The following is a 26639-nucleotide window of genomic DNA, read 5'->3' on the forward strand; positions in this document are numbered from 1 at the left end:
ATTCGTTTTCAGCAGGATGGTACTATTATTGCGTAATCGGACGCGTTCTATTACAGGAGGATGTAAATTGCTTTCCATCCGCATACAGGTCTTTGGGGGGAAATCTTCCGTTTTAGGAACTTTTTGGATGGTCAATTTTGGTAAAACGCCGCTGTCACTTGAAATAGAGCGTATCTTGCGCTATAATATAGAAAGATTTTTGTACGCTGTTTTGATTGATGGAGGTTATTATGGGCCTTGCAAAAAAATGGAAATCATGGATCGGTTATCCGGAAGACGATTTTTATGAGGATGTTCCCAGCGAGCCAGCCGCGGAATCCGCATGCAAAACCACGGCAAGCGCGGATCCCTTTCAAACTGTCCTTATGAGGCCAACGACCTATCAGGAATCCCTCAAGGCCGCTGATCATCTGGGCGCCAACCGCGCGGTTGTCCTCAACCTTACGGACATGCCTGCGGAGGACACCCGACGCCTGCTCGATTTCCTCGCCGGAGCAGCATACGCGAAAAATGCAAAATTGGAGCGGATCGCCCGCACCACTTATCTGCTCCTCCCTTATTATGCAGATTTCCAGTGCAGTTTTACACAGGACCCCGAGTTTTTCTTTTGACCTTTTCTGAAACAAAGCGGCAAGGACCGGACACGGCCCTTGCCTTTTCTGTTCCAAACAAAATTTGCGAAAACGGAATAAATATGGTACTATATAGACAAATTCCAGGGAAAGAAGGAGCAGCAATATGGATAAAAGCGCATTGGATTTTGTGATTGAAAAGACGCACGAACTCATAAACGCCCCCACATGCAGCAGAGAAACCAAAGCTGCGGCGCAGGACTGGCTGGATGCCGTTGGAACCGAAAAGGAAGCGGCGGAAACGAAAAAATATATCGATGAGCTGGAAGCAGATATTATGCCCATTGACAATTTGATCGGTTTTGCAGAATCCGATGCCGGCTCCCGGTATTTTGGCGCGGACGCCGCAAAAAACATTGCCGCCCATGCAAAGGACATCAAGGCCGCCGGTGCAAATTTCTGCGATTGTCCGGCGTGTATCGCTGTGGCTGCGATTCTCGAAAAAAAGGAGCTCCTTCTCAAATAATTGCGGGAAGGAAAAAGGAATATCCAACTGAAGCAGTTCGTCTGCAAGGCAGTATTACAACTGCTAAAGAACCAAACCGCGGCTGGCAAAATGCCAGCCGCGGTTTCACTTTTAATAAAGGATCGGCGTCCTTTTATCTTCAGGGCTGCCGGTAGCCCAACTTCTGAGAGATTTCTGCCGCTGCCGCACGGATCTCCTCCAAGTAAACGCTCCAGTTGCGCTCCATGCGGGAAGACGCTCCCGAAATACTGATTGAACCCGCTGGGTTCCCATTGAAGTTGAAGATGGGAACCGCGAGGCACCGCAGTCCCTCCTCCGTTTCCTCAAGGTCCTCCGCATACCCGTTTATGCGGGCGTTCGCAATCGCTTCCCTGACCTGTTCCGGACGGGTCAGGGAATGCAGGGTATATTGTTCGAGTTTTACATGGAGCAGATAGTCCTCAATCTCCTCGTCGCTCTTATAGCTGAGCAGGACCTTTCCGCTCGCGGTCCCGTGCGCCGGGATCGTCACCCCGATAGAGGAACCCATATTGGCAATGCTGGTACCTTTCACCTTATCGGCAAACATGGCATTATATCCATTTAGCACCACAAGGTGTACGGTTTCCCCAATCTTGCCGGACAGCTTTACAAGGTACGGGTGCGCATCCCGGATAATGTTCATACGATTCATCACCAGTCTGCTCAGCTGCAGCAGCGCAGTCCCAAGGTAATATTTGGAATTCTCCGGATTTTGTTCCAAAAATCCCGCATACATCAAGGTGGAAACCAGCCGGAAAGCGGTCGACTTTCCAATTTGCATGCGTTTGCTGATCTCACTGATCCCCAGCTCCGGTTCGCTGTCGCTGTAAAGCTTCAATATATCGAGCGCATTTGCAACCGACTGCAAGACCGGTTTTTTTTCATGATCGATCATACTGCACATCCGATCTGCCCTGCGGGCACAAATTCATTTTACCGTGTCTTATTTTATCATATTTTCTGAAAAAAAGAAATGGGCGTGCGCGTACCACGTATGACGCGCACGCCCATTGGGCAGTATGTTGATGAAATGTGACGTGGGATATCAGTCTTTGTACCAGGAAGAAGTCTTGAGCACTTCCGGCTCGATCCTGCGTTTGACGAACTCGCCGTCGCCTTTGTCGCCGACCCACTCGTCATCCTTGACGATAATTTTGCCGCGCAGGATGGTCATCTCCGGCCAGCCCTGGAAATGCAGGCCTTTGTACGGGGTGTGGTCGCAGTGCATATGCAGCACTTCCGGACCGGTGATGGTCTTTTCCTTGTTCGGGTCAACGATGACGATGTCCGCGTCCGCTCCCGGGGTAAGCTCGCCCTTTTTACCCATCATGCCGAAAATCTTTGCCGCGCCGTAGCTGTTTGCAAAGACCAGCTGCTCCCAGGTAATCTTCCCTTCGCTAACGCCGTTTATCAGGGTCGGCAGCTTGAGCTCGATGCCGGGCGCGCCGTTGCAAACCTTGGTAAAGTCATGGATAAACTTTCCATCAGGGCCTTTTTCAAGCCGCATAGATTTTTCCGCGATGGTAAAAGGCGCATGGTCGGAACCAGTACAGTAAATCGCCTTTTTGCTGAGCGCTTCCCACAGCTTGTTCTGGTCCTCTTTTTTGCGCAGCGGCGGGCTGAGCAGGTTGAGATATCCGTCGTCGCCCGTGAAGATCTCGTCTGTCAGGCGCAGATAATGCGCGCAGGTCTCAGCATAGACCGGGCGTCCCTCCGCCTGTGCGTCCATCAGCATCTGGGCGCCTTCCTTGGTGGACATGTGATAGATATACATTGCGGTGTCACAGCTGCGCGCCAGTGTGATTGCGCGCTGGATTGCCTCATATTCCACAAGATTCGGTTTTGTTGTGGCGTGCGCCATCCAGTCGACATCGCCCCGCTCGATCGCTTTTGCAACGTTATAGTCCGCGATCGCACAGTTTTCGGCATGGACGCCCACAAGGCCGCCATATTTTGTAGCTTCCTTGATGAGGTCGAGAAGCATACCGTCGTCCATCATCATCTTCTCTTTCGCGTAAACCATGTACACCTTAAACGACGCAAGGCCCAGATCGATCACATCTTTGACCTGCTCGAGGATCGCATCGCTCATCTCTTTGAGGCAGCAGTGGAAGCTGAAATCGATGACGATGCCGCGGTCAAGCGCTTTTTTGATGCGGCCCTGTGCAAACTCGTACGGCAGGCTGCCCGGGTCAGTGATCGAGAAGTCCATCATGGTAGTGGTTCCACCGCAAGCGGCCGCAATCGAACCGGTGTAGAAATCATCGCCGCCGCAGCAGCCCTGGAACGGATTTTCATGATGGGTGTGCGTGTCGATGCCGCCGGGAATCACAAATTTTCCCTTCGCGTCGATCTCCTTGTTGCCCTTCATATCGCCCAGATAACCGACCGCGAAAATTTTTCCGTCTTTAACGGCGACATCTGCAATCTGCCTGCCTTTGTGGGATACGACCGTGCCGTTTCTGATAATGAGATCCATGATTCATCCTCCCTTGTCCTTATTAATTAATGTGATGTCATCTTCCGATGGCAGCGCTACGAACCGAACTTACGCCTTAACCTTCGCGTCATGGTTTTTATAGATGATCGGATACAGGATCATGTAAACGACCAGACCGATCGGCATGGCAACCAGCCAGGAAAGGCTGTTAAAGATAATGCCGAAGATTCCGCCAATACCGACCGCGATAAGCGCCGCGAGATTCCAGCCGTTTGTAAAGCGGTATTTGGTGTTATTTTCTTTATAGAGCTCGTCGATATCGAGGGTCTGTTTACGGATGAAGAAATAATCCGCCAGCATGACGCCAAGCACCGGACCAAGGAATGCGGAATATGCGTTGATGAGCCCGAAGAACCCCTGGCTGTTGAAGAGCAGCCACGGACAGGTGACGACGCCAAGCACGCCGACGATCACACAGGAGGTTTTCCATCCGATCTTCGGGACAAAATCCATCAGCGTGAGCGCTGGAGGCAGAACATTCATCGTCAGGTTTGTGGTAATCTGCGCGAGCGCGATAAAGATCAGAATCAGCATCGCGGTAGCGGTGTTCGGGGCGATCTTGACCAGGGCTTTGACCGGGTCCCACTCGCCAACCGCCGCGCCGGACATGATGCCCAAGCCAACGAGGAAAGCGTTTGAAATCGGAATACCTGCGAGATGGCCGATCCAGTTGACCTTCTGGCTGTTTTTGAGATAACGGGTCAGATCCGAGTTGTTTACCGAACTGGTGAACACCGCGCCGACCAGCGCGACAACCGAAGTGATGAACGGCATGCCCCAGCTTCCTGCCGAGGTCCAATTTGCGGTGAGCTGATCGCCGAAATTCTGGGAAATGCTGATCATCATATAGCCCATGATCAGAACGATGATAATCGCCATTGAGCTTTCGAACCATTTGATCGACTGAATACCGGAGGCCGCCAGAATCACCTGGAGAATCTGGAAAATAAAGAAGTAAACCATGGTGTTTCCAAATCCGAACATTGTCTGGGTGACCATTGCGATCGCATCCGCCCCAATCCAGGTGGCGATGCCGAACCAGAACAGAGCTGGAACTCCGCGCAGGAGGGTCGCGATCTTGCTCCCTTTGACGCCAAAGGATGAACGGGAATGGATCGCAAAGGGAATGCCGTATTTGAGCCCAGCCGAACCGTTCAGCGAGAAGAAAATTGCCAGGGTAAGGCTTGCGACAACCATCGCGGTCAGCGCCTGAAAGATATTCAGCCCGCCCACCGGCGGAAGCATGCTCTGTCCGAGCATGAATCCCTGGATGACAATGACCGACGACCACCACATCAGCATATAGCTGACGGTTCCAAATAACCGCCTGTCATCGGGGACTCTGGTTAGGTCTACCTTGTGTTCCGCCTGTTTGCTCATTCCAATGCCTCCTCTACATTTGTCAGTGCCTCTTTTCCGTTTGTCCGATCTGTTTTCCGGCATACGGAGCCGGGGTTGGGTCACTCCTTATATCCGAGCAGGCGCATCGCCAGCACAGCATAGATTTTTGCGCACTCAACCACTTCCCTGACATCAATGTTTTCATCCGGAGTGTGCCCCACCGAAGCGACGCCTGGGCCGATGAGTACAGTGGGAATGCCGCGCACGGAGAAATACCGTCCGTCGCTCGACTGCTTATAGCCGACCGGCTGATCATTTCTACCGAATTCTGAGACCACCGCGAGTGATTTTTTCACCAGCTCCTCATCCGGGCTTGTGCGCAGGGACGGCGAATAGTTTACGCATTCAAAAGTGATGTCCGCTTCCGGGTCCTCCGCTTTGTATTCATCCAGCAATTTTTGCAGTTCATTCTCCACAAATTCCAGGCTCTCTTCCGCAAGCATCCTGCGGTCGAGCATCACTGTGCAGATGTCAGAAACGACGTTCACCTTGGGGCCGCCTTCAATCGTACCAATATTATAGGTGGCTGGCGGGGTCAGCGGATCGATGTGCCGGGGGAGTTCTTCCTTATAATATTGTTCCACTTTATGGAGGAAGCCCACCATTTTGCTGATGGCGTTCACGCCGTCCCAAGGGGTGCTGGCATGCGCGGTTTTGCCTTTCGAAGTGATCTTGAACCAAACCAGTCCCTTGTGTACGATCGCAACCTCGTTGGTTGTGATTTCCCCGACAACCACCATATCCGGCTTGAGATAGCCGTTTTCGAGCAGATACTTCGCGCCGTTCTCCCCGCCGGTCTCCTCGTCCGCCACCGGGTTCACGGTCATCCGCCCCTTCAGATCGATACCGCAGCGCCTGAGCGCGCACATCGCCATGACCATTGCAGCCACGCCGCCCTTGTCGTCCGCGCAGCCGCGGCCATACATGATGTTCCCATGCAGCGGCTCGTTGAAGGGGTCAGTCGTCCATTTTTGCAGGTCTCCAACCGGCACCGTGTCAATGTGCGCATTGAACAGCAGGTTCTGTTTGCCTTCACCGATGGTCGCAAGGAGACTTTTATGCACTTCGTTCGAAACGATCTCCAGACAGGGAATCCGGTATTCGCCCAGCTTATCAAGAATCACCTGCGCCGCGCCGCGGGTGTCTCCCGGCGGATTGACGCTCTCCTTTGAGACAAGGTCCTGCAGAAGCCGGATGATATCGTCCCGTTTTTCCTCCAGATAATCGCACACCTGTTTTTCTTTGCCGTTCATCTTGTCACCCCATTCTCAGATTCGATCCGTCGGTTACGGCTGCAGCCTTTTATTTCGCGGTTTTTTTGGCTGCCTTTGTCGCGCGGATGCGGCCCCAGGACATTTCGAGCGCCGCTTCGTTGGTTGTGATTCCCCTGGTGCGGGCGATCTGGTCGACCTCGTGGACATTGCTGGTAACGATCTCGATTTTTTTGAACGCCTCATCATAGGTCAGATGGAACATTTCCGCCGTTCCCATCGTAACGCCGCCACAGGAGACGATAAAGTCCGGAATGAAATAGATATCCCGTTTCGCAAGCAGCACCGCGTCGGAGTCCTTGAGCAGCTGGTTGTTGGCCGGGCCGACCACAAGCTTCGCCGTCAGGCGGGGGATGGTATTTTCATTGATCGAACCGCCGAAGGCCGCAGGCGTAAAGATGTCACAGTCGACGTCGTAGATGTCGTCCGGCGCAACCGCCTTGACGCCGTATTCCTTCACCGCGTTTTCAACACGGGCGGTGTTTACGTCGGTAACGGTGACATCCGCGCCCGCCTTGGTCAGAAGCCCGCACAGCTGGGTGCCGACGTTCCCAACGCCCTGTAGCGCAACCTTCACGCCAGAGAGGTCGGTAATGCCCATTTTGATCTCCGCGCCGGCCTTGATTCCCAAGAAAGCGCCGTAGGCGGTCGGCAGAGACGGGTCGCCGAGGCCATAGGGGTTTTCGGTCCCGCCCATGGCATATTTGGTGTGCCGGCAGATGAGGTTGAGGTCGTCTACCGACATGCCCACATCCTCCGCAGTCCAGTAGATGCCGCCGAGCGATTCGATTGCCTCCGCAAAAGCGATCAGCAGTTCCGGGGTTTTCTCCGTGAAGGGGTCGGCGATGATCACGCTTTTTCCGCCGCCCACACCGAGGTTCGCCGCCGCGTTTTTCAGGCTCATGCCGCGGGACAGACGCATCACATCGAACAGCGCCTCCTCGTCGGTTGCGTATTTGCGCATCCGGCAGCCTCCTACCGCAGGACCCAGCGCGGTGCTGTGGACACCGATGATTGCACGCAGATTGACATCGGGCTCGTAGCAATACACAATTTTTTCATGGCCGTATTCGGCAATGGTATCAAACATAATTTCTTCCTCCGACTATATAAAAGTATTCTTTTTATCATCCGATGATGATGCGCGCATCCAATATATTGATCCCCTGCTCCTGCGCTTTGACCGGATTGAGATCGATCTCCTGGATCATCGGGTTCTCCGCAGCAAGCCGGCCGAGGCTCACCAGCAGGTTTACCATTGCGCCGATATCCTTCGGGCTATCCCCGCGCATACCGCAAAGCATCTTGTAGGCTTTGGTCTCGCGGATCATATCCTCCGCGTCCTGCTCCCGCAGCGGCGCGATGCGGAAGCTCACGTCCTTGAGCAGTTCAACCAGGATGCCGCCGCTGCCAAACATGATCGACGGGCCGAACTGCGGGTCCTTCACCATGCCCGCGATCACCTCCACGCCGCCATTCACCATTGGCGCAAGGATGACCCCTTTCATTTCAGCGTCCGGCTTAAGCGAGAGCACATGGGCAATCAGTTTATCGTATTCCTCCTCGACCTGCGTGCGGTTTTGCAGGTTGAGCTTCACCGCGCCGTAATCGCTCTTATGGATGATCTGTGGAGAAACAATCTTCATGACGAGCGGATATCCAATTTCATCGGCCAGTTTTCCAGCCTCCGCACGGCTCTTCGCCCATCCAAACTTTCCGACCGGAATCCCGTAATCCCGAAGCAGATTCATCGCTTCCGGCTCAAGCAGGTTGCGGCCCTCTTCATGCGCCTGTTTTACCAGCGGATGCGGATTTTCCGCTTCGCTGCCGCGGGTAAAACGCACCTCACCCAGATTTCGGGAAGCACGGATCAGGTCGCCCATCGCCTGTGCCGCCTGATTCGGCGTGTCAAACGTCGGAATGCCGTTCTCCTCCAGGTAAGCGCGGGCCTCAGCCATCGCTTCTCCCTTGAACAGGCAGAGGAATACTGGTTTTTGATACGCTTTGATGACTGGGACAAGCCCTTTGACCACTTCGAGGGCGGGCAAAAAGGTCGGCGGGAGCGAAATCATGATCACGCCGTCAGTCTGATCGTCCTCGAGCACGGCGCGCAGCGCCTCCTCGTGCTCCTTTTCCATCGCGGCGGCCGACATGTCGACATAGCCGTTGGGTTTGCAGACCATCGCCATCTCCGGCAGACACTCCACCAGCCGGTCGCGGGTCGCCTCGGACATCGGGGCCAGTTCGGCCACGCCGCCCGCAACCAGCGCGTCCATACAGATGATTCCCGGTCCCCCCGCTTCGGTCAGGACCGCCACACGGTTGCCCTTCATCTTCTTGCAGAAAGAGATCGCTTTCATCGCATTGGTAAGCTCCTCCACATCCTGCACACGTACGATACCGCACTGTTTAAAGGCGCTTTCGTAGATGGCATCCGACCCTGCCAGGCTACCAGTATGCGACTGTGCCGCGCGGGAGCCGAGTTCGGTGCGGCCCACCTTGAGAACCAGGACCGGCTTTTTACAAGTGATCTGGGCGGCGGTTTCCATGAGCTCACGCCCATCCCGCACACTCTCCATATAACCTGCAATCGCATCGATCGCGTCGTCTGATCCGAAATACCGCAGCACTTCGATGTTGGTCACGTCGGACATATTGCCCATATGAGCCCATTTGTTAAAGCCCATCGGGACCGGCTGCTCGCCCGCAAAGACGACCAGCGTTCCGCCCAGCGCGCCCGACTGGGAAAAATAGGCGGCATTCCCAAGCCGCATTTTCACGCCTGGCGCAAACGAGGTGTTGATCCCGTTTTCCGCGTTCATAATGCCATTGCAGTTCGGCCCGAACAGACGAATGCCCTTCTCCCTGCAAATTTCCGCGATCTCCTTTTGCCATGCGACCCGTTCAGGGATCGCAGTTTCGGCAAAGCCGGCGGAAATGATAATCGCGCCTTTGATATCGTCCCGCTCCTGGGCCTGATAGAACACTTCGCGTACAAATTTAGCCCCAATGCCGATGACCAGAAGGTCGACCTTCTCGTGAATATCCTTCAGCGCCGGATAACATTTGAGGCCCTGAACTTCGCTCTCCTTGGGGTTTATCGGATAAATTCTGCCTTTGTACCCGTCTTTCAGCATGTTATGTATTACATGGTAGGACGCTTTGCTCGGATGGTTGGACGCGCCGACCACCGCGACTGAATCCGGGTAAAAGAGGCAATCCAAATCATGCGCTCTCATCCAATCCTCCTCTTACTGATAGAGTTTTTCCAGACGTTCCAGCTCGTCGCAATTTTTTGCGACCTGTTCTCCGAGATAACGGATGTCGTCATCCGACATGCCCCTGAACCTCTTTTGGATCTTCAGGTATTCCTCGATCGGCTTGCGGTTTGCGACATTCTTTGTGATATGAACCTTTCCGTCCTCAATTTCATAAAGGGCCCATGCGCCGGTATCAACTGCGAGCTTCGCGATCTTGACGGTATCCTCGGGTTTATAGCCCCATCCGGTCGGGCAGGGAGCGCAGACATGCAGATAAGCCATTCCTTTGACGTTCTTGGCCTTCTTCACCTTTCGTTTCAGGTCGTCCAGATAGCCGACCGACGCACTTGCCGCATATGGGATCTTATGCGCTTTCGCAATCATCATCATATCCTTGGGCATTCCTTTTTTACCCGCTGGGGTCGTGGTAGTCCATGCGTGATAGGAAGTGGACCCCGATCCCTGGATACCGGTATTCATGTACGCCTCGTTGTCATAACAGACATAGATAATATTTTCATTGCGTTCCATCGCGCCGGAAAGTGCCTGCAGCCCGATATCGACCGTGGCGCCGTCACCCGCGAAACCAAGCACATGGACATCCTCGATCCCCTGCACGCGCAAGCCGCGGCTGATGCCCGCCGCATAGGCCGCTGTGTTTTCCAAATTCCCCTGGAAACCTGGAATTTTGAGGGCCGTTTCATAGGAACATCCGGAAAAAACGGCGGAACATCCCGGCGGGATTACGATAATGGTGCGCGGGCCAAGCTCTTCAACCACCGTGCGGATAACAAATTCAAGGCCGCATCCATGACAGGTGCTGACGCCATGCGCTACCAGGCCCTTCGATACTGTCTCTATTTGATACATCAGTCATTTCCTCCAATCTTGCGGCGCAGCTCGTTGTAATCCGCCCGTACGTCGACCCATACCTGCTCATCCGCATCGGCTCTGCCTTCATGGACCGCATAAAGATGATCAAACGCCTTTTTGATCGTCGCGACCGAAATATCGCGGCCTCCGAGACCGCCAACCAGCGAAGTGATGCTTCCACCGCAATCCCCGGCCGCAGCCTTCACTTCCACATAGACCGGCGCGCCCTGTGCACCAAGGCCCGCGCTCCTGTCGAGAACACCGATGGTGGGAACATTTTTCAGCGCCTCCCGCACCATCTCATGCGGGAACGGTCGGAAAAATATCAACCGCAGCACGCCGACTTTTTTGCCTTCTTCGCGCAGCATATCAACCGTATGTTTAGCTGTTCCAGACATCGAGCCGATGGTCACCAGCGCCACATCCGCGTCATCGCAGCGGTAAGCTTCCACTATATGAAGCTTGCGGCCGAACGCCTGCTCAAATTCCTCCATGATCGCGGGAGCCACCGCCTTGGCCGCATCAAATCCATCCTTCTGCTGACGGCGCATCTCCCCGAACTCCGAGGAGGGAGTCAGATTGTTGATGAACATGGGATTGTTCACATCGAGATAGGTATTTTTGCTGATATAGGCGGGCAGGAAGGAATCCACCGTTTCCTGATCCGGGATCATTGCGATTTCCGCTGTATGCGAGAGGAAAAATCCGTCCTGGCATACCATTGCGGGAAGCAGGACATCCTCGTGTTCCGCAAGCTTGTAGGCGTAGATCATGTAATCGAAAACTTCCTGGACACTTTCCGCATAAATCTGAATCCAGCCCGAATCGCGTTCTGCCATCGCGTCCTGATGATCGCACCAGAGGCTCCACGGGGCGACCAGCGCACGATTGATGATGCCCATGACAATCGGTACGCGGCAGCCCGCCGCAATGCCGAGGACTTCGTGCATCAGCGCCAGGCCGACCGATGAAGTCGCGGTGCATGCACGCACACCGGTCAGCTGTGCGCCGATTGCGCAGGAAAGGGCCGTATGTTCCGATTCCACGCGAATGTATTCCGCTTTGAGGGAATCATCCGCGACATATTCGCTCAGTTTTTCCGCGACCGGGCTCTGCGGCGTGATCGGATAGGCAGAAATCACACCGACCCTGGCGCGTTTCATGGCTTCCACCATCGCCATATTTCCATCGAGTAATTTACGTGCATCCATCCTTATTCCCCCCCTTTGCCAATCTCTGTCATTGCGATGCAGTCCTTCGGGCAGACCTGAGAACAGATCCCGCAGCCCTTGCAGAACCGCAGATCCACTGTGAACGGCGTTTCCCGGTCGACCTGGATGATCGCCAGCGGGCAATGTTTCTGGCAGATGCCGCAGCGGATACATTTTTCATCATCTGCCACCGGTGTCAGGATTCTCCATGCCCCAGTGTCCACATCTGTGACATGGGTGGCAACCGGTCCAAAATAAATCTTACGCTTCACGGACTGCGTCGTGGCATTCTCTTGCTGCTTTAACATTTCTGCCGTCCTCCCCTTCCTTGAAGAATTCCTGAATGGATTTTTCCACAGCGCCGATCTCCACGATCCCCAGCGCGGCAAAGGCACCCGCCATCGCAGTATTGGGAATGTCACGCCCAATATTGCGAAGCGCGGCGTGTTCAGCGTCCACGATATAGGTTTTATTCGGGCGACCTTTCATGTAATCCGGGATCTCAGGCGCGTTAAAGACAAAGACGGTATCGTCGTCCACGCCCTCAAACAGATCCACATGCCGTTCCGGCAGCGAAACGTCGAACACCATGACATAGTCCGGCTCATATACAAACGACTTTGTGGGGATTGCTTCATCGCTGAGGATCAAGCTGGTGTTCACCGGGGCGCCTCTGCGTTCATGTCCGTATGCGGGGATGGTCTGCGCGAACTTTCCCTGGTTGATCGCATAGGCATACGCCATGATCTTTCCGCAGGTCACAACACCCTGTCCTCCCAATCCATAAATTTTTACCTGAATCAATTTGCTTCCTCCTTTTGTTCTTTTATACGGAACATCATTCTTTTATATGGCATTTTGTGCTTTCATGTTATTCTTTCAGGCTGGCAAAGTCAATAGATTTTTTTTATTTTGCTAATTTTTTCCGTTATGACAGGTTTATTTTTGATAAATTTGTGCAATGCTACAAAAAGCGGCCCTGACAGGAATTTTCCTGCCAGGGCCGCTTATATTCTGTTTTGTATGGCAAAAAGAGAAGGCTTCCGCCTTCCCCATTCACTCTGGCGCCGCAATGCTTTCCCAGAACATCGACCAGGCCATCTCCACCTTCTGCCGGTATTCGGTGACCGTATAGAACAGACTTTTTGCCATCAGCCCATCCAGTACATAGAAAAACATGTCTATGATGTTTTCCACCGGATAGCCGCGCAGCTCCCCATTCTGCTGCGCTTCCAGGATCGTCGCAGAAAGCATCTTTTTGACGTCGTTTTCAAAATCAAAAAAGATCGGCAGCGTTTCGCTCTTGAGCTCGCTTGGTGGAAACATCGTCGCCCGGAAGAAACCCAGCGACTCGCTTCTGCAGATGCACTTGAATATCTTTTTCATCTTCTCCGAGCATTTCAGCCGGTCGTCTTCGTAAGTCTCCCGAATCTGCGCGAGTGTGCGGTCATGCGTCTGTTGGTAGATCATTAAAAACAATTCCGCCTTACTCGCAAAATGCGCATAGACGGAAGCTTTGCGGATTCCGGTTTCCTCCGCAATCTGGGAAAGCGAGGTATAATCATAGCCATATTTTGCAAAAAGCTTCTCAGCCACCGCAATCAGTTTATCTCTTGTCATGAAAAATTTCCAAACCTTTTTGATCGAATAAACCATCTTGATTGTTTTTATTCTAAGCTTTCCCACTTCTTATGTCAAGCTTTTTAAATTTCACACCGGAAAATTATTTGTATATTTTTAATAATTTATATTGACATTGTTGAATTCTGATGATATCTTTAAGCTACCGACCGGTAGGTAGTTTACTCAAAACAACAATTTCCAGGAAAAATTGGAGGTTGTAACACATGAAAATTTTGGTTATCAACCCAAACACCTCAGAGGATATGACCAGGGACATCGGCGCTTCCGCCAGGGCTTCCGCCCGTCCGGATACCGAGATCGTCTGCACCAATCCGCTGCATGGGCCCGCGTGCGCCGAAGGCGCGCTCGACGAAGTGATGGTCTCCTACAACCTGGTAGAAGTGGTTCGCCAAGCGGAGGCCGAAGGCGGTTACGATGCCTATGTGGTTGCCTGTTTCGGGGATCCTGCGGTTGACGCGTTGCGTGAGATCACCGATAAGCCTGTTGTCGGCGTTGCGGAAGCCGCATTCCATCTCGCAACCTTCCTCTGTGGGAAGTTTGCAATCGTCAGCACCCTTCCGCGGGTACGCAAAAACATGGAGGACCGGCTGCGCCACCATGGTGTGATCGACCGTGTCGCCATCATCCGCACTCCGGATCTGCCGGTTCTCGCCTTCCACGATGATCTCGAAAACGCGCGGCGGACCCTGATCGAAGCGGCGCGCGAAGCTGTCGAGCAGGATCTTGCGGAGCTCATCATCCTCGGATGCGCCGGGATGAGCGGTTTTGCGGATATCGTCTCGAAGGAGATTGGCGTACCGGTTCTGGATACCGTGATGTGCGCGGTCAAGGTTGCTGAAAGCCTTGTTGATCTCGGTCTTAAGACAAGCAAATCTAACACCTATCAAACGCCAACCGAAAAGGTCTACAACTAAAAGTTCCGGGGGGAGGATTTCCTGTGCTTGACCTCATTATCAGCGGCGGTCACATTGTAAATGCAGACGGGTCGGTTGATGCGGATATCGGCATCAAAGACGGAAAAATCGCCTGCATCGGCAGAAAATCGGATTTCGGCCAGGCAGTTAAAACCATTGACGCCTCCGGAAAGCTTGTGATGCCGGGACTGATCGATTCCCATGTCCATATTGACGATGCGCAGGGAGAATTTTTCACCAAGGACCAGGTGGAAACCGGCACGATTGCCGCCGCCTATGGCGGAACCACTACAATGGTGCAGTTCGCCATACCCGTGGGGGATGAACGCCCGATACAGGCGCTTGAAAAACGGATGCATGCGGCAAAGGATGTGTCGGTCATCGATTATTCCTTCCATGGCGCGATCACACATCTGAATGATCAGTCGCTGGCGGATGTCCGGGACATCCTGACGGGTGGATTTCCCTCCATCAAGATGTTTACCGTCTACCGCGGGGAGGTCATGCTCGAACAGCTCGGCATCTATAAAGTTCTTCAGCTGATCGGAAAACATTGCGGCGTTGCTAAAATCCATGCGGAAAACGCTGATATGATCGAGGCAAACGTTGCGGAATATGTACGCCGCGGGCTTACCACCCCCTACTATCATCCGCTCACCCGCCCTCCGGTCACCGAAGTTACCGCAGTTGCGAATCTGCTTCCAATGATCGAAGAAACGGACGCGGCAACGGTGTTCGTACATATGACCACCTCGCAGGTCTGTGATTACATCCGCTGGGCAAAAAAACGAATGCCGGTATTCACCGAATTCTGCCCGCATTATCTGACGCTGACCGAGCAGGTCTACAGTCGTCCAGACGCGCAGAACTATATGTGCAATCCGCCGATGCGCGCCCAGGCAGATCAGGACGGCCTGTGGAAAATGGTTTCGGAAGGTCTCTGCGACGTCATCAACAGCGATCACAGCTGTTTTGATCTCGCGCAAAAAGCAAGCCACAAGGACGATTTCACCAAAGAACCGAACGGTCTGCCCGGTATTGAAACCCGCGCCGCGATCATCTTTTCAGAAGGTGTCGCAAAGGGACGCATCACCGAAAACGATTTTGTCCGGATGCTTTCGACAAACGACGCAAAGCTGATGGGCATGTTCCCGCAAAAAGGAATTCTGGCAGCCGGCTCGGATGCGGACATTGTCCTCTGGGACCCGAACGCCTCCTATGTCCTGCATGCCGGGGATCTGCATATGGGAACCGACTATACGCCATTCGAGGATTTCCATATCACCGGAAAGCTCACTCACACTTTGATTCGCGGCAATATCATCGTGGAGGATGGAAAATTTGTGGGCGACCGGTTCAAAGGCCGGATGGTGCGCCGCGGTGTGCCAATTCTCGGCTGAACAGAAATCATCCACCTCATAACTGTGTGTGAAAAGGAGGAGCATCATGAGCGACCAAATGGAGAAAAGCACCGCCGTGCAGGAGCTTGACAGCTCTACCACCCATGAAGACCTTATGCCAACCCCGCCTGAAAAACGGACCATCACTTCGGTAACCTTCTTCGTAATGTGCGTCGGCATGTACGTACAGCTGCTTTCATTTATCAACGGCGCACAGCTTTATCCCGGACTTTCTCCGAAAATGATCATCTTCGCCTGCCTTGCAGGAAACGGCCTCGTCTGGCTGCTGCTAACCCTCACCGGCGATATCGGTATCAAGCATGGCCTGCCTTACGCCATTTATCTGCGCGCCCCGTTCGGTTATAAAGGCTCCCAGGCGCCCGGGCTTGTGCGCGCTATCCCCGCGATGTTCTGGTTTGGGTTCCAGACCTATCTGGGGTCGATGGCAATCCACGAGATCGTCAAGCTCATTTTCGGAAAATCAAATCTCTGGATTATCGTTTTCCTGTTCGCTGCGGCACAAGTTGTCAACTGTGCGATGGGTGTCAACGCAATGGCAAAATTTGACTGGGTTGCCACTCCCATTCTGCTCGTTGTCGGTATCTATATCGAATACTTCCTGATCAAAAACTACAACATCACCTGGGATGTGATCAATGCGCCGGGAGACGGCAGCATGAGCGTGTTGATGGGCATTGCAATCATGGCCGGCCCGCAGACGACCATGGCGGTCAGCGTATGCGACCTGACCCGGTTTATCAAACGCAAGGAATCCGGCGGGTTTTTTGAACAGAATAAAGGCGCTATGTGCGCGCAGTTCTTCGGCATGGTTCCGGTCATCACCATGTTCGTGCTGATCGGCATGACCAGCGGAATCGCCACGGGCGAATATAATCCGATCACGGTTATGACCGTCGTATTCGCGGATAATCCCGTCATCCTCGTTCTTGCACTTTCGGCGTTCGTCGTCTTTGCACAGATCGCCACAAATACCGCTCAGAACCTGATGCCTCCGGGATACGTCCTCTCTAACCTCTTCCCGGGCAAACTGAAATACTCAACCGCCGTTGTGATCTGCGGATGTGTCGGCATGGCGATGATGCCCTGGCGGTTTGAAGCACATGTCAACATCATCCTGCTGGTCGTTGGCTGTCTGCTTGGACCGGTCGTCGGCATCATGATCGCAGACTATCACATGCTGCGTCACCGTCAGCTCAATATCAAAGCGCTCTATGACACCTCCGGCCAGTATAACTATGTCAACGGCTTTAACCCGGCAGCGTTCATCGTCTGGATTCCGGGCGCCCTCAGCGGCTTCCTCATTCCGGATTACGCATTCTTTGTCGGAATCATCGTCGGCGGAATCTGTTATTACCTGATGATGAAATTCTGGATTCTCAAAAAATATCCACAGTCTGAAATTACAGACTAACCACTTTAACTCCTCTTAAGAAAGAACAGGCTCTGCGAAAGCAGGGCCTGTTCTCTTCTGCGCTTTTTTATTATCTCAAAAGGTTCCGGAACGGTCCGTCCGTACGCCCCACCGGCTGTAAAAAGGTGCATCAATCCCAAACTGATCCAGAATCTTTCCCACGATCTGAAGGGTCATTCCGTCGAGGCCCTGGGGATTGTGGTAATAGGTCAGCACCGGTGGAAGCACCACCGCACCCGCCTCGGTCACGGTCAACATATTGCGCAGGTGAATTGCCGAAAGCGGCGTTTCGCGTGCGACGAGCACCAATTTGCGCCGTTCTTTGAGATCTACATCCGCTGCGCGCAGCAAAAGGTTCTCCGAATAGCCGTTCGCGATGCCGGCGACCGTTTTCATGCTGCACGGCACAACCACCATGCCCGCGGTGCGAAAAGAACCGCTCGCAATCGGCGCGCCAAGCTCCGACGGGTCGTAAACCCGGTCCGCAAGCTCCTTTACCTGTGCCGCGGTCATACCGGTTTCCGCCTCGATCGTCAGTTCGCCTCCCCGCGTGATCACCAAATGTGTGCACCAGCTAGGACAGTCCCGCAGCGTCTGCAAAAGCGCGGCGGCGAGCGGAGCGCCGCTCGCGCCGCTCACGCCGATTACCAGATTCTTCCTTTCTTTCATCTTCGGCCTCCTTCGGTTCAATCCTCCGGGAAAAGCTCCGGAACAAAACGTTTGGGATCAAGCTCCATAAATTTAGCGCGTTGAAAGCGCTCCTTCTGCGCATAGGGAACCGTACAGTCAAAGATCACCTTGCAGGAGATGCCGTTATCCCGGATTGACGGGCTGAAGTCCGGATTTTGGGAAGGGTCGAGCGGATGACAGCGCACGCCGGGCAGGAAGACGGTATCAACGTCGCCCTGGTACCGGGTGTTGAGCGCCCAGAGAACGTCATTCGAATCGAACGGGTCAACATCCTCATCCACCAGAAAAACGTGTTTGAGCTCTGAAAAGGCAGAAAAAGCCAGCAAAGCCGCCTGTCGCTGCCTGCCCTCGTCACTCGGCATCAGCTTTTTAAATTGGAGCACCGCCATATATTTGCCGCCGCCCGAAGAATGGCAGTAAACATTTTGCAGCCTGCCCGGCATAGCGCGATCGACCATCTGTATGATGCTCGCTTCTGTCGGGATCCCCGCCATGTTCACATGCTCTTCGCTCGGACCGATGCAGGTCTGCATAATCGGATTTTTTCGGTGGGTAACCGCCTTTACCTTAATAAGGGGAATCGATGGGTTCGCAGGGCCGGTATAGCCCGGAAATTCCGGCATAGCCTTTCCCGTGTGGGAATTCTGATCCTCCGCTACCCGCACACCTGGTAGCAGTTCGCCTTCAATCACATATTCCGCGTTGGCGATCGCCTTTTCCGCAATCGTCACACATGGCGCAAGTTCCACCGCTCTGCCGCGGATGCCGCCTGCCACCGAAAGCTCGTTGAAGCCGAGCGGGGTCGTTGGAGGCTCGAAGCAGGCTGCAATCTCAATCGCAGGGTCCACGCCGATGCTGATCGAAATGGGCAGCGGCTTGCCTGCATCCTCCGCCTTTTTGCGAAAAACATCCAGATGCCGGGCACCCGGCACAAAATACATCGAAATTTCGTCCTTCCCCTGCAGGCAGAGGCGGTGGATCGTCACGTCTCCCTCCCCAGTCTCCGGATCGGTGGCGTAACACATCCCCATCGTGATATATGGCCCCGCATCCTCCTCGGTATTGGTCGGCGCGGGAACCAGCCTGCGCACATCAAAATCCGGATCCGACGCGTAATGCACCACTTCACGGCAGGACGCTTTTTCCGCGGATATTACAACCGGGTCAACCGGGTGATTCACCGCGCGGTTGAGCAGATAGCCAAGCTTTTCGGGCGCTTCGCCAAGCAAGAGTCCAACCCGTCTGCGGCTGGCCAGCACACCAATGGCAACACGCGCGTCCGGATGTCCTTTTACCCGATTAAAAATCATTGCCGGACCGATTTTTGTCGGACGCTTCACTGTTCCGCCAGCGCCGACATAACGATATACCCCGCATAGTTCCGCAAGCGGCTCCACCGGTTCGTCACATTCGGTGAGCTGGCCGGGAACGGTTTTCAGCAAATTCAGCGCACTGCGCAAATCGTTGACTTCATAAGCGCAAGACATAAAATACCTCCTGAGACATTTTTTGTGTCTTTATTCTAAGGTATATAGCGGCTATACAGTCAAGTGCTTCCTTTGGTTTTTTTGACCGGAATCTGAAGCTGGCAGAAATCAACATCCCGCTCCGCTTTATAAAATGTGGTATCCAGAAGGCAGGCGTCGACCGCATCCCCCACCGGTTCGTAACCGTTTTCTGAAATCCAGCAAAGCAATCTGGTGAGGCCTTGTGTATCATAGGGCATGCCGTATTTGTTCATACAGGCATAATCCTCTGCCGCAAGCAGCCGGGTTTGTCCGGGCGCGTCAAATCCGGCAGGAATTTCCAGATAGCAACCCGCGCCCACAAGCGGATCAAGCGACCTGAACCCGTCTTTTTTCAGAATCGATCCGAACCGCTGGGATGGCGGGATATCATATGCCGCCAACACCCCCCACAGCTTCATCACCGAAAGATGCAGCGTCTTTCGGTCCGCCGAATTGTCAGGCCAGGGCATAAACACGATCCGCCGCTCCTCCAAATGCCGGATTGCCGGTATAAAGCGCTCGTCTGCTGCGCTGCAGACACTTTTATACTGGGCGATCCGTTCGCGGATCAAAACCCGCGTGCGGGACAGCGCCTCGATTTCCCGGGTAAGCGCCTTCTCCTGCCCTTCGAGGAGAGCGATCTCATCCGCCGGGTCACGATTTTTCATATGCCGTTTAATCTCCGCGAGCTTTACCCCGATCGATTTGAGAAAGCAGATTTCCCTCAGAAACGGGATCTGAGAAGCACTGTAGCAGCGGTACCCGTTTTCCCCGGTGCAGGCCGGTGAAAACAGACCGATGCGGTCGTAGTAGATCAGTGTCTGGCGCGAAATCTGATGCAGCGAAGCCATTTCCGTAATTGACAGATACTCCTTCATAAAGCGCTCCTTATTGCTGATATGCCCTTATCCGGCCAGTTTTGGCCGCCAGCCGCGGGGGAAAAGTTATGATTTTATTATACTATAAATCTCCCGTATCTTTAAGTCCATAAGGATGAAAAAGCACGAAACAGAAAGATTTCTGTTTCGTGCTAAAATAGGCAATTCAGATTTCAGTTTTATTTACCGAAATAACGGTTCAGCAACCCCTGGAACGCACAGCCATGGCGGGCCTCGTCTTTGCACATCTCGTGAACGGTATCATGGATTGCATCAAGCCCCAATTCTTTGGCTCGGGTCGCGATCTGCTTTTTACCCGCGGTCGCGCCGTTCTCTGCCGCAACACGCAGCTCGAGATTTTTCTTGGTGTCCGCAAAGACAACCTCGCCAAGCAGCTCGGCAAATTTCGCGGCATGCTCCGCCTCTTCATAAGCAGCCTTTTCGTAATAGAGGCCGATCTCCGGATAACCTTCACGATGTGCCTGACGCGCCATTGCAAGATACATACCCACTTCGGTGCACTCACCGGTGAAGTTCATGCGCAGTCCTTCGACGATCTCCGCATCGACACCAGCTGCAACACCGATTCTGTGCTCATCCGCCCAGGTCAGCCCACTGGAAGCCTGCTCTTCAAATTTGGAAGCAGGCGCTTTGCACTGCGGGCAAAACTCCGGCGGGGTATCTCCTTCATGAACATATCCACAAATTGTGCAAACAAACTTTTTCATCAGAATAGTCCTCCTTAAAATGTTTAATCACAAGCTGTCTCACTTGTTTACTACGGTTATAACTATACAACATTTGTATAGTTTAGTCAAGCCCTTTTTTCTAAAATTTACATCTTTTCTTTCAGTTTCAGAGGAAAAAGATACGAATATTTTTTGAACATGGTCAAATACTAGGATCACCGCTATATTTGAAAAGAGGTGAAACGGTAATGTCCAGAGAAACCAACAAAGCACAGAACCGCAAGAACCAGAACAGCCTGACCAACGAACAGAATTCCAACAATTTCAGCAGCCAGAATTCCAACAGCTTCAGCAATTCGGCTTCCAACAATGCCACCGATTGCCACAAGCAGAAGAATACCCAGGCAAAGAAGCAGAATAACGCGACCGACTGCGGCCGATAAATAATCGTTAACCCTGATCACGGACATCCGCGATCGAAAAAGAACCGCCGGCTCTGTCCGGCGGTTCTTTCTGCTTATTTTTCATTTAACTGCTTGAATCCGTGACCTATCACTTCGGTCGAATCGGTCACAATGATAAACGCGGCGGGATCGATCCGCTGTACAATCTTTTTCAGCTGGAAATACTGCTGGCGGCGCACCGCCACCAGGATGACCTGCGAATCGCTCTGGGTGAACGCGCCGGTTGATTTGAGCAGCGTGCAGCCCCGCTGCAGGTCCAGCATCACCCTGCCGGAGATCTCCCCTGCCTTTTTCGACATGATGTAAACCAGTTTCCCAGTATCACGGCCGTACAGTACCCCATCGATCACCCGCGAAGAGGTAAATACGGCTACCATTCCATAGAGCGCCGTTTCTATTCGCCCAAAAACTGCCGCCGAGATCAGGATTACCACAACATCGAGCCCCAGCAGCAGGCGCCCCAGCTGGATGTGCGGCATCTTCAGCTGCAGAAGCCGCGAGACAATGTCGCTTCCGCCGGTGGTTGCGCCGCGCATAAAGACAAGCGCCAACCCGAACCCCACGAGCGCACCGCCGAACAGTGCCGCGAGCAGCGCGTCCCCCTCATACTTTGGCACCAGTACCGCCACATAATCAAGCAGGAAAGAGGAGATCAGTACCGCGGCCAAAGTTTTGGCAGTGAAGGCGCGGCCGAGAAATTTCCAGCCAAGCAGGAGCAGCGGGATGTTCATGAGGAGCGAAAGTGCGCCGATCGGCGCTCCGCTCAGATAGTTGAACAGGATCGAAAGGCCGCTCACCCCGCCTAAAGCAATGTGGTTCGGCGCGATAAATGCCTGAATGCCTGACGCTACTGACGCGCAGCCCAGCGTCACAAATAAAAGGTCCAGCAATGTATCAAAAAACTGATCCGGCATCTTTGCAGCCATCCGCACCCCTTCTTTCATCCCGATTTACCGCATCGTCTCCATGATCATCCGGAACAGCTCCTCAATCCGCTCCTGTTCCTCTTTCAGATAAAGATAGCCAAACAGCGCTTCCACTCCGGTTGCGCGCCGGTACTGTGCAATATCCGCATGTTTCGGCGTGCTTGACGCGCTCGCATTGCGTCCACGTTTAAAGATCGCAAGCTCCTCCTCGGTGAGCATCTTTTCAATCCGGCCGAAGGCATCCGACTGCGCGGCGGCATTTACAAGTGAAACCGCCTTCTGATGCAGCTGTCCTACCGGCATATTCGCCTCTTCCACGACCAGCCTGCGCACCAGCAGCTCGTACACCGCATCACCAAGAAAGGCCAGCGTGAGCGGGCTCAACAACTTCGGATTGCTTTGTGTCTCGATCGAAAGATCCATGCAATCCCTCCTTATCGGATGTATTCAAATTCAAAGTTCAGGATGCTGACCGTATCCCCCTCCTGAATTCCCATCTCATCGAGCCTGTCGATGATGCCGCTCTGCCGCAGGACGCGCTGAAAGTACTGCAGGCTTTCATAGTCATCCATATCGACCATGCCCAATGTAGGCATCAGCCAGTCGGCCTCCACAATATAGACGCCATCCTCCACCCGGATGTCGAAGACATTGCGCGCAAACCGTTCAGTTTCCGCGAGCGGGACATGTTCAATCTCATATTGCTTGATCGGCGGCAGCGTGTCGAGCCTTCGGGATACGGCATAGATCAGCTCCTTTGTCCCCTGCGCGATCGGCGCACAGATTTCATACATCTCGTAGCCCTGCGCCTCTACAAAAGCGCGGAATCCCGCGAGCTGCTCCTCTGTCGCCATGTCACATTTGTTCGCCGCGACAATCTGCGGGCGGGATGCCAGATCCTCATTGAAATTTGCGAGTTCCTCGTTGATCTTTTTGAAGTCATCAATGGGATCGCGTCCTTCCGAGCCGGAGACGTCGACCACATGCACGATCAGGCGGCAGCGCTCAACGTGACGCAGGAACTCATGCCCCAACCCGACGCCTTCGCTCGCGCCTTCGATGAGGCCTGGGATATCAGCCATGACAAAGGATTTCCCCTCCTCCACCGACACGACCCCCAATACCGGCGTCAGTGTGGTGAAATGGTAGTTCGCAATCTCCGGCTTTGCCGCGCTTACAACTGAAATCAGCGTGGATTTTCCCACGTTCGGGTAACCGACCAGTCCCACGTCAGCCAGCAGTTTCAATTCCAGCACAACCTCATACTCCTCGCCCGGAAGGCCGGGCTTCGAGAAGCGCGGAACCTGCCGGGTCGCGGTGGCAAAATGCATATTGCCCCAGCCGCCTTTGCCGCCCCGCGCAACCACAACCGGCTCATCGGTCGAAAGGTCTGCCATGACGCGGCCGCTTTCCGCGTGCCGCACAACCGTCCCCTTCGGCACTTTGATCACCAGGTCTGATGCGCTTTTTCCGCTGCTGCGCTTGTTGCTGCCCGGCTGGCCATTCTGTGCAAAATAACGTTTCTTATATTTAAAATCCACCAGCGTGGAAAGGTTGGTGTCTGCCACGAATACCACGTCTCCACCGCGGCCGCCGTCGCCGCCGTCCGGGCCGCCCGCCGCCACATATTTTTCCCGGTGGAAGCTGACCGCGCCGTTGCCGCCGTCGCCGGCTTTGATGCGGATTTTTACCTTGTCAACAAACATGCTGCTCTCCTTTATCATACGGGTTAAAAATAGTGTTCCTTCCCGTTTGGGCAATATGCCCGTAACGAACAAAAATCCCGAGTGGATACCACTCGGGATTTTACCTTTATGGGTTACTGAACCGGAACGATCGAGACCTTTTTGCGGTCGCGTCCCATGCGCTCAAAACGGACTTTGCCGTCAGCCAGCGCGAAGAGAGTATCGTCGGAACCAATACCAACATTGGTGCCCGGATGGATGTGTGTACCTCTCTGCCGGACGAGAATGTTGCCGGCGAGGACAAACTGGCCGTCCGCACGCTTCACGCCAAGGCGTTTCGCTTCGGAATCGCGGCCGTTCTTAGTGGAACCTACACCTTTCTTATGTGCCATGAATAAACACCTCTGCTTTCTTCGTTTGGATTAAGCCTGAATCGACTGGATTTCAACTTTTGTATAGGGCTGTCTGTGGCCCAGCTTGCGGGCGGAACCCTTTTTCGGGCGGTAGGTGAAAACGGTGACCTTTTTGCCCTTTCCGGTTTTGATTACCTTTCCGGTGACGGTGGCGGCACCGCCGATCTCAAATCCGTCGTCCTTGCCGACCGCAAGAACGTCAAAGTTGACGGTCGCGTCAGCTTCAGCATCGAGCTTCTCGACGTAGATGACGTCGCCTTCCGATACGCGGTACTGTTTTCCGCCGGTGCGAATGATTGCGTACATACTGTTTCCTCATTTCATCAGACTCGCTGTCAACAGGCGGCACCGACTGGGCGCACTTTTAGCCTGGAACATGCGGCATGAATTATTTTATCACAACGCAGAGGGCCTGTCAATATCTTCCCAAGACTTTTGTGTTTTTAGAGGCGGGTTTACCGCTTCGCGGCATTGATGGTGTTTTTCATCAGCATGGTGATGGTCATCGGGCCGACGCCGCCCGGCACCGGCGTAATCGCGCCGGCGACCTCACAGACCGAATCGAAGTCCACGTCGCCGCAGAGCTTGCCGTTCTCGTCACGGTTCATGCCCACGTCGATCACCGTCGCGCCTTCCTTCACCATGTCGGCTGTGACAAATTTCGCCTTGCCGATCGCCGCGACCAGAATATCCGCACGGCGGCAGACTTCCGCGAGATTCTTTGTACGGCTGTGACAGATGGTCACGGTGCCGTTTTCGTGCATCAGCAGCATTGCCATCGGTTTGCCCACGATGTTGCTGCGCCCGATCACAACACACTCCTTGCCTTCCACCACGATACCCGCGGAATGAATGAGCTCCATCACGCCCGCCGGTGTGCAGGGCAGGAACTTGTAGTCCCCGATCATGATTTTGCCGACGTTCGCCGCGTGGAACGCGTCCACATCCTTGTCCGGCGAAATCGCCGCAATCACCTGCTTTTCGTCCAAATGCTTCGGCAGCGGGAGCTGCACCAGAATACCGTCGATATCCGGTTTTTTATTGAGCTTGTCCACCAATGCGAGCAGCTCCTCCTGGGTTGTCTCCTCCTGCAGCGCGTATTCCTCCGAATACATCCCAAGTTCCTCGCAGGCCTTCTTTTTGTTTCGGACATAGACCTTTGACGCGGGATCCTCTCCCACGATCACCACCGCAAGTCCCGGCGTGATCCCGTCCTCCGCAAGAGCTGCCACTTCTGCCTTCAAATTCTCACGCAGCGCGGCGCTCACCGCCTTGCCGTCAATCAGTTTTGCTTTCATCCTTTGGTTCCTCCTCATCGGCCGTATCGGTGCCTTCCGCTATTTCGTTTTCCGGGCTCTGTGCTTTCTCCGCCTCAGAGACCGTCTCTCCTTCAAAGATGGTGCTCTCCTTCGGGCCGTCCTCATCCGGATGACGTTTGCGGTAAAACTGCCCGCTCAGAACAGCTTGTCCTTCTTCGGTGTGGACATAAAGTTTCAGATATTCCGGATCGTTCACAGTTTTAATCTTATTGCGAACGTATAGCAGCACGAGCAGTGACGCCAGCGTAAGGACAGCGGCCAGCGCCTGAGAGACGCGCACATTCCCAAGCATCAGGCTGTCGGTGCGCAGCCCCTCAATAAATGCGCGCCCAAGGCCGTACCACGCGCCATAGATGAGCACCAGCTCGCCGTCGAAGCGGCGGTGCTTGGTATAGAGCGCGAGGATGAGAAACCCGATCAGGCACCAGACCGACTCATAGAAAAAGGTGGGATGCACCGGCATCGACGGATCGACCGTCACGCCGACGGCGGCAAGAGCCGCCTGATGGTTGGTGAGGTAAGCGGTGATCGACGGACTCGCCATGCCCCATGGCATCGCTGTATTCGAACCGAACGCTTCCACATTGATAAAGTTGCCCCAGCGCCCGATCGCCTGTGCAAGGATGAGGCCGGTCATCGCAACGTCAGCCATTGGCAGAAGCTTTACCCGCCGCCAGCGGCACATCAGGATTCCCACAAGGAATCCGCCGATCACGCCGCCGTAGATGGCGATGCCGCCTTCGCGGATGTCAAAGATTTTGAGCCAGTTGTCGGCGTACATCTCCCAGGAAAAGATTACATAGTAGAGCCGCGCGCCGATGATGCCGCCGATCACCGCGCCGATAATCACATCGAGCGCCCGGTCCGAGTCAAGCCCAAAATCGCGCACCCGCCAAAGGATATAGCAGATCGCGGCCAGGAAAGCCGCCGCAAAGATGATGCCGTACCAGTAAATGTTCATGCCGCCGATCGTAAAAGCCACCCGGTTGAGGGTGATCTCCCCGATGCCAAGGCCGGGAAAAGAAACGACCTGTTCCATATT

Annotated in this window: 28 protein-coding genes; 6 read left to right on the plus strand and 22 right to left on the minus strand. The window is 54.1% G+C overall.

Translation table 11 applies throughout. The features are described from left to right. The first annotated feature begins 230 nt into the window (after positions 1-230). A complete protein-coding gene (locus BN4275_RS14925; protein WP_066459714.1) occupies positions 231-611 on the plus strand; it encodes a cell division protein SepF in 381 nt (126 codons plus the stop codon). A gap of 127 nt (positions 612-738) precedes the next feature. Then, positions 739-1098, plus strand: coding sequence for a molecular chaperone Hsp90 (locus tag BN4275_RS14930; RefSeq protein ID WP_066459716.1), 360 nt, complete (start codon positions 739-741; stop codon positions 1096-1098). Positions 1099-1237: 139 nt separating this feature from the next. Here the strand turns inward: BN4275_RS14930 and BN4275_RS14935 are convergent, their stop codons facing one another. The 11 genes from BN4275_RS14935 to BN4275_RS14985 form a co-directional block, all read right to left on the minus strand. After that, positions 1238-2014 carry an IclR family transcriptional regulator gene (locus BN4275_RS14935; protein ID WP_066459718.1) on the minus strand — a complete coding sequence of 259 codons (777 nt, stop codon included), beginning with the start codon at positions 2012-2014 and terminating at the stop codon, positions 1238-1240. Positions 2015-2164: 150 nt separating this feature from the next. Further along, the gene (gene hydA / locus BN4275_RS14940) at positions 2165-3598 is read right to left on the minus strand and encodes a dihydropyrimidinase (RefSeq protein WP_066459720.1); all 1434 of its coding nucleotides are present in this window, start codon (positions 3596-3598) and stop codon (positions 2165-2167) included. Between the two features lie 69 nt (positions 3599-3667). Continuing rightward, positions 3668-4999, minus strand: a complete 1332-nt coding sequence (locus BN4275_RS14945) for an NCS1 family transporter (protein WP_066459722.1) — start codon at positions 4997-4999, stop codon at positions 3668-3670. Positions 5000-5079: 80 nt separating this feature from the next. After that, the gene (locus tag BN4275_RS14950; RefSeq protein ID WP_066459724.1) at positions 5080-6273 is read right to left on the minus strand and encodes a M20 family metallopeptidase; all 1194 of its coding nucleotides are present in this window, start codon (positions 6271-6273) and stop codon (positions 5080-5082) included. 49 nt (positions 6274-6322) lie between these two features. Further along, positions 6323-7381, minus strand: a complete 1059-nt coding sequence (locus BN4275_RS14955; protein WP_066459726.1) for a Leu/Phe/Val dehydrogenase — start codon at positions 7379-7381, stop codon at positions 6323-6325. 37 nt (positions 7382-7418) lie between these two features. Then, a complete protein-coding gene (locus BN4275_RS14960) occupies positions 7419-9530 on the minus strand; it encodes an acetate--CoA ligase family protein (protein WP_066459727.1) in 2112 nt (703 codons plus the stop codon). A 12-nt stretch (positions 9531-9542) separates the two neighbouring features. Continuing rightward, entirely contained in the window at positions 9543-10421 is an 879-nt protein-coding gene (locus BN4275_RS14965; RefSeq protein WP_066459728.1) for a thiamine pyrophosphate-dependent enzyme, read from the minus strand. Next, positions 10421-11635: a transketolase C-terminal domain-containing protein gene (locus tag BN4275_RS14970; RefSeq protein WP_066459729.1), complete on the minus strand. Its 1215-nt coding sequence runs from the start codon at positions 11633-11635 to the stop codon at positions 10421-10423. The genes BN4275_RS14965 and BN4275_RS14970 overlap by 1 nt, the downstream gene beginning before the upstream one ends. Before the next feature lie 2 nt (positions 11636-11637). Then, positions 11638-11943, minus strand: coding sequence for a 4Fe-4S binding protein (locus tag BN4275_RS14975; protein WP_066459731.1), 306 nt, complete (start codon positions 11941-11943; stop codon positions 11638-11640). Then, complete coding sequence (locus BN4275_RS14980) at positions 11897-12439, minus strand: 2-oxoacid:acceptor oxidoreductase family protein (protein WP_066459733.1); 543 nt, start codon at positions 12437-12439, stop codon at positions 11897-11899. Before BN4275_RS14980 ends, BN4275_RS14975 begins: the two co-directional genes overlap by 47 nt. Before the next feature lie 252 nt (positions 12440-12691). Beyond that, positions 12692-13255, minus strand: a complete 564-nt coding sequence (locus BN4275_RS14985) for a TetR/AcrR family transcriptional regulator (protein ID WP_158572811.1) — start codon at positions 13253-13255, stop codon at positions 12692-12694. 227 nt (positions 13256-13482) lie between these two features. On the opposite strand from BN4275_RS14985, the gene BN4275_RS14990 reads away from it, so the two are divergent. Genes BN4275_RS14990 through BN4275_RS15000 form a run of 3 tightly spaced genes read left to right on the plus strand, consistent with a single transcriptional unit; the run spans position 13483 to position 17025 of the window. Next, positions 13483-14193, plus strand: a complete 711-nt coding sequence (locus BN4275_RS14990; protein ID WP_066459737.1) for an aspartate/glutamate racemase family protein — start codon at positions 13483-13485, stop codon at positions 14191-14193. Positions 14194-14216: 23 nt separating this feature from the next. Then, the gene (hydA, locus tag BN4275_RS14995) at positions 14217-15593 is read left to right on the plus strand and encodes a dihydropyrimidinase (protein WP_079988306.1); all 1377 of its coding nucleotides are present in this window, start codon (positions 14217-14219) and stop codon (positions 15591-15593) included. Positions 15594-15639: 46 nt separating this feature from the next. Beyond that, on the plus strand, positions 15640-17025 hold the full coding sequence (locus BN4275_RS15000; RefSeq protein WP_079988307.1) for a cytosine permease: 1386 nt from the start codon (positions 15640-15642) through the stop codon (positions 17023-17025). A gap of 75 nt (positions 17026-17100) precedes the next feature. Here the strand turns inward: BN4275_RS15000 and BN4275_RS15005 are convergent, their stop codons facing one another. The 4 genes from BN4275_RS15005 to BN4275_RS15020 form a co-directional block, all read right to left on the minus strand. Beyond that, the gene (locus BN4275_RS15005; protein ID WP_066459739.1) at positions 17101-17694 is read right to left on the minus strand and encodes a UbiX family flavin prenyltransferase; all 594 of its coding nucleotides are present in this window, start codon (positions 17692-17694) and stop codon (positions 17101-17103) included. A gap of 17 nt (positions 17695-17711) precedes the next feature. Then, the gene (locus BN4275_RS15010) at positions 17712-19202 is read right to left on the minus strand and encodes a UbiD family decarboxylase (protein WP_066459741.1); all 1491 of its coding nucleotides are present in this window, start codon (positions 19200-19202) and stop codon (positions 17712-17714) included. A gap of 59 nt (positions 19203-19261) precedes the next feature. Beyond that, the gene (locus tag BN4275_RS15015; RefSeq protein ID WP_066459743.1) at positions 19262-20101 is read right to left on the minus strand and encodes a MerR family transcriptional regulator; all 840 of its coding nucleotides are present in this window, start codon (positions 20099-20101) and stop codon (positions 19262-19264) included. 179 nt (positions 20102-20280) lie between these two features. Further along, positions 20281-20829, minus strand: coding sequence for an NADH peroxidase (locus BN4275_RS15020; RefSeq protein WP_066459745.1), 549 nt, complete (start codon positions 20827-20829; stop codon positions 20281-20283). A gap of 209 nt (positions 20830-21038) precedes the next feature. On the opposite strand from BN4275_RS15020, the gene BN4275_RS15025 reads away from it, so the two are divergent. Continuing rightward, positions 21039-21233, plus strand: a complete 195-nt coding sequence (locus BN4275_RS15025; RefSeq protein ID WP_066459746.1) for a hypothetical protein — start codon at positions 21039-21041, stop codon at positions 21231-21233. Positions 21234-21307: 74 nt separating this feature from the next. Here the strand turns inward: BN4275_RS15025 and BN4275_RS15030 are convergent, their stop codons facing one another. The 7 genes from BN4275_RS15030 to lgt all read right to left on the minus strand — a co-directional run bounded on the left by BN4275_RS15030 (position 21308) and on the right by lgt (position 26636). Further along, positions 21308-22180, minus strand: coding sequence for a YitT family protein (locus BN4275_RS15030; RefSeq protein WP_066459748.1), 873 nt, complete (start codon positions 22178-22180; stop codon positions 21308-21310). Between the two features lie 24 nt (positions 22181-22204). Further along, positions 22205-22603 carry a Mini-ribonuclease 3 gene (locus BN4275_RS15035; RefSeq protein WP_066459750.1) on the minus strand — a complete coding sequence of 133 codons (399 nt, stop codon included), beginning with the start codon at positions 22601-22603 and terminating at the stop codon, positions 22205-22207. An 11-nt stretch (positions 22604-22614) separates the two neighbouring features. Further along, on the minus strand, positions 22615-23886 hold the full coding sequence (gene obgE / locus BN4275_RS15040) for a GTPase ObgE (protein WP_066459752.1): 1272 nt from the start codon (positions 23884-23886) through the stop codon (positions 22615-22617). A gap of 113 nt (positions 23887-23999) precedes the next feature. Next, a complete protein-coding gene (gene rpmA / locus BN4275_RS15045) occupies positions 24000-24257 on the minus strand; it encodes a 50S ribosomal protein L27 (protein WP_066459753.1) in 258 nt (85 codons plus the stop codon). A 30-nt stretch (positions 24258-24287) separates the two neighbouring features. Next, a complete protein-coding gene (gene rplU, locus BN4275_RS15050) occupies positions 24288-24584 on the minus strand; it encodes a 50S ribosomal protein L21 (protein ID WP_066459755.1) in 297 nt (98 codons plus the stop codon). Between the two features lie 149 nt (positions 24585-24733). Next, on the minus strand, positions 24734-25576 hold the full coding sequence (gene folD, locus BN4275_RS15055; protein ID WP_066459757.1) for a bifunctional methylenetetrahydrofolate dehydrogenase/methenyltetrahydrofolate cyclohydrolase FolD: 843 nt from the start codon (positions 25574-25576) through the stop codon (positions 24734-24736). Further along, the gene (lgt, locus tag BN4275_RS15060; RefSeq protein WP_066459759.1) at positions 25557-26636 is read right to left on the minus strand and encodes a prolipoprotein diacylglyceryl transferase; all 1080 of its coding nucleotides are present in this window, start codon (positions 26634-26636) and stop codon (positions 25557-25559) included. The genes folD and lgt overlap by 20 nt, the downstream gene beginning before the upstream one ends. Positions 26637-26639: the final 3 nt, after the last annotated feature.

Source organism: Anaerotruncus rubiinfantis, from assembly GCF_900078395.1.
Taxonomy (GTDB): Bacteria; Bacillota; Clostridia; order Oscillospirales; family Ruminococcaceae; genus Anaerotruncus; species Anaerotruncus rubiinfantis.

What these genes read in the sequence shown, in the direction of transcription:
- BN4275_RS14925 (WP_066459714.1), top strand. Translation starts at nt 231, where the DNA reads ATGGGCCTTGCAAAAAAATGGAAATCATGGATCGGTTATCCGGAAGAC.
- BN4275_RS14930 (WP_066459716.1), top strand. Translation starts at nt 739, where the DNA reads ATGGATAAAAGCGCATTGGATTTTGTGATTGAAAAGACGCACGAACTC.
- BN4275_RS14935 (WP_066459718.1), bottom strand. Translation starts at nt 2,014, where the DNA reads ATGATCGATCATGAAAAAAAACCGGTCTTGCAGTCGGTTGCAAATGCG.
- hydA (WP_066459720.1), bottom strand. Translation starts at nt 3,598, where the DNA reads ATGGATCTCATTATCAGAAACGGCACGGTCGTATCCCACAAAGGCAGG.
- BN4275_RS14945 (WP_066459722.1), bottom strand. Translation starts at nt 4,999, where the DNA reads ATGAGCAAACAGGCGGAACACAAGGTAGACCTAACCAGAGTCCCCGAT.
- BN4275_RS14950 (WP_066459724.1), bottom strand. Translation starts at nt 6,273, where the DNA reads ATGAACGGCAAAGAAAAACAGGTGTGCGATTATCTGGAGGAAAAACGG.
- BN4275_RS14955 (WP_066459726.1), bottom strand. Translation starts at nt 7,381, where the DNA reads ATGTTTGATACCATTGCCGAATACGGCCATGAAAAAATTGTGTATTGC.
- BN4275_RS14960 (WP_066459727.1), bottom strand. Translation starts at nt 9,530, where the DNA reads ATGAGAGCGCATGATTTGGATTGCCTCTTTTACCCGGATTCAGTCGCG.
- BN4275_RS14965 (WP_066459728.1), bottom strand. Translation starts at nt 10,421, where the DNA reads ATGTATCAAATAGAGACAGTATCGAAGGGCCTGGTAGCGCATGGCGTC.
- BN4275_RS14970 (WP_066459729.1), bottom strand. Translation starts at nt 11,635, where the DNA reads ATGGATGCACGTAAATTACTCGATGGAAATATGGCGATGGTGGAAGCC.
- BN4275_RS14975 (WP_066459731.1), bottom strand. Translation starts at nt 11,943, where the DNA reads ATGTTAAAGCAGCAAGAGAATGCCACGACGCAGTCCGTGAAGCGTAAG.
- BN4275_RS14985 (WP_158572811.1), bottom strand. Translation starts at nt 13,255, where the DNA reads ATGACAAGAGATAAACTGATTGCGGTGGCTGAGAAGCTTTTTGCAAAA.
- BN4275_RS14990 (WP_066459737.1), top strand. Translation starts at nt 13,483, where the DNA reads ATGAAAATTTTGGTTATCAACCCAAACACCTCAGAGGATATGACCAGG.
- BN4275_RS15000 (WP_079988307.1), top strand. Translation starts at nt 15,640, where the DNA reads ATGAGCGACCAAATGGAGAAAAGCACCGCCGTGCAGGAGCTTGACAGC.
- BN4275_RS15005 (WP_066459739.1), bottom strand. Translation starts at nt 17,694, where the DNA reads ATGAAAGAAAGGAAGAATCTGGTAATCGGCGTGAGCGGCGCGAGCGGC.
- BN4275_RS15010 (WP_066459741.1), bottom strand. Translation starts at nt 19,202, where the DNA reads ATGTCTTGCGCTTATGAAGTCAACGATTTGCGCAGTGCGCTGAATTTG.
- BN4275_RS15015 (WP_066459743.1), bottom strand. Translation starts at nt 20,101, where the DNA reads ATGAAGGAGTATCTGTCAATTACGGAAATGGCTTCGCTGCATCAGATT.
- BN4275_RS15020 (WP_066459745.1), bottom strand. Translation starts at nt 20,829, where the DNA reads ATGAAAAAGTTTGTTTGCACAATTTGTGGATATGTTCATGAAGGAGAT.
- BN4275_RS15025 (WP_066459746.1), top strand. Translation starts at nt 21,039, where the DNA reads ATGTCCAGAGAAACCAACAAAGCACAGAACCGCAAGAACCAGAACAGC.
- BN4275_RS15030 (WP_066459748.1), bottom strand. Translation starts at nt 22,180, where the DNA reads ATGGCTGCAAAGATGCCGGATCAGTTTTTTGATACATTGCTGGACCTT.
- BN4275_RS15035 (WP_066459750.1), bottom strand. Translation starts at nt 22,603, where the DNA reads ATGGATCTTTCGATCGAGACACAAAGCAATCCGAAGTTGTTGAGCCCG.
- obgE (WP_066459752.1), bottom strand. Translation starts at nt 23,886, where the DNA reads ATGTTTGTTGACAAGGTAAAAATCCGCATCAAAGCCGGCGACGGCGGC.
- rpmA (WP_066459753.1), bottom strand. Translation starts at nt 24,257, where the DNA reads ATGGCACATAAGAAAGGTGTAGGTTCCACTAAGAACGGCCGCGATTCC.
- rplU (WP_066459755.1), bottom strand. Translation starts at nt 24,584, where the DNA reads ATGTACGCAATCATTCGCACCGGCGGAAAACAGTACCGCGTATCGGAA.
- folD (WP_066459757.1), bottom strand. Translation starts at nt 25,576, where the DNA reads ATGAAAGCAAAACTGATTGACGGCAAGGCGGTGAGCGCCGCGCTGCGT.
- lgt (WP_066459759.1), bottom strand. Translation starts at nt 26,636, where the DNA reads ATGGAACAGGTCGTTTCTTTTCCCGGCCTTGGCATCGGGGAGATCACC.